Here is a 1,679-nt window from a genome sequence, read left to right as displayed (position 1 = left end):
GGCTGATATCAAATGTAATTTGCGAAGTCAATTTCGCTAGTAATATTAATGAGTCACAAACAATCATAAAATGAGAGTTTGATCCTGGCTCAGGACGAACGCTGGCGGCGTGCCTAATACATGCAAGTCGAACGCATCCCGCTGAATTGAAGTGCTTGCACTGATTTTCAGCATTGGATGAGTGGCGAACTGGTGAGTAACACGTGGGTAACCTGCCCAGAAGCGGGGGATAACACTTGGAAACAGGTGCTAATACCGCATAACAACTGAAACCGCATGGTTTCAGTTTGAAAGATGGTTTCGGCTATCACTTCTGGATGGACCCGCGGCGTATTAGCTAGTTGGTGGAGTAATGGTTCACCAAGGCAATGATACGTAGCCGACCTGAGAGGGTAATCGGCCACATTGGGACTGAGATACGGCCCAAACTCCTACGGGAGGCAGCAGTAGGGAATCTTCCACAATGGACGAAAGTCTGATGGAGCAACGCCGCGTGAGTGAAGAAGGGTTTCGGCTCGTAAAACTCTGTTGTTGAAGAAGAACACATCTGAGAGTAACTGTTCAGGTGTTGACGGTATTTAACCAGAAAGCCACGGCTAACTACGTGCCAGCAGCCGCGGTAATACGTAGGTGGCAAGCGTTGTCCGGATTTATTGGGCGTAAAGCGAGCGCAGGCGGTTTCTTAAGTCTGATGTGAAAGCCTTCGGCTTAACCGGAGAAGTGCATCGGAAACTGGGAGACTTGAGTGCAGAAGAGGACAGTGGAACTCCATGTGTAGCGGTGAAATGCGTAGATATATGGAAGAACACCAGTGGCGAAGGCGGCTGTCTGGTCTGTAACTGACGCTGAGGCTCGAAAGCATGGGTAGCGAACAGGATTAGATACCCTGGTAGTCCATGCCGTAAACGATGAATACTAGGTGTTGGAGGGTTTCCGCCCTTCAGTGCCGCAGCTAACGCATTAAGTATTCCGCCTGGGGAGTACGACCGCAAGGTTGAAACTCAAAGGAATTGACGGGGGCCCGCACAAGCGGTGGAGCATGTGGTTTAATTCGAAGCTACGCGAAGAACCTTACCAGGTCTTGACATACTGTGCTAACCTAAGAGATTAGGCGTTCCCTTCGGGGACGCAGATACAGGTGGTGCATGGCTGTCGTCAGCTCGTGTCGTGAGATGTTGGGTTAAGTCCCGCAACGAGCGCAACCCTTATTGTCAGTTGCCAGCATTTAGTTGGGCACTCTGGCGAGACTGCCGGTGACAAACCGGAGGAAGGTGGGGATGACGTCAAGTCATCATGCCCCTTATGACCTGGGCTACACACGTGCTACAATGGATGGTACAACGAGTCGCAAACTCGCGAGGGCAAGCTAATCTCTTAAAACCATTCTCAGTTCGGACTGCAGGCTGCAACTCGCCTGCACGAAGTTGGAATCGCTAGTAATCGCGGATCAGCATGCCGCGGTGAATACGTTCCCGGGCCTTGTACACACCGCCCGTCACACCATGAGAGTTTGCAACACCCAAAGTCGGTTCGGTAACCTTCGGGAGCCAACCGCCTAAGGTGGGGCAGATGATTAGGGTGAAGTCGTAACAAGGTAGCCGTAGGAGAACCTGCGGCTGGATCACCTCCTTTCTAAGGAATAATACGGAAGCCTGCACATGAGACAAAACTTTGTTCGG

At 51.3% G+C, this 1,679-nt stretch carries 1 rRNA gene; it reads left to right on the top strand.

Annotated features, from left to right (window positions below):
- The first annotated feature begins 66 nt into the window (after positions 1-66).
- Positions 67-1,632 (top strand): 16S ribosomal RNA (locus FFM73_RS12020).
- The last annotated feature ends 47 nt before the right edge of the window (positions 1,633-1,679 follow it).

It is taken from the genome of Secundilactobacillus hailunensis, from assembly GCF_005405185.1.
In the GTDB taxonomy this organism is placed as follows: Bacteria; Bacillota; Bacilli; order Lactobacillales; family Lactobacillaceae; genus Secundilactobacillus; species Secundilactobacillus hailunensis.
This window is presented reverse-complemented; position numbering and strand designations above follow the sequence as displayed.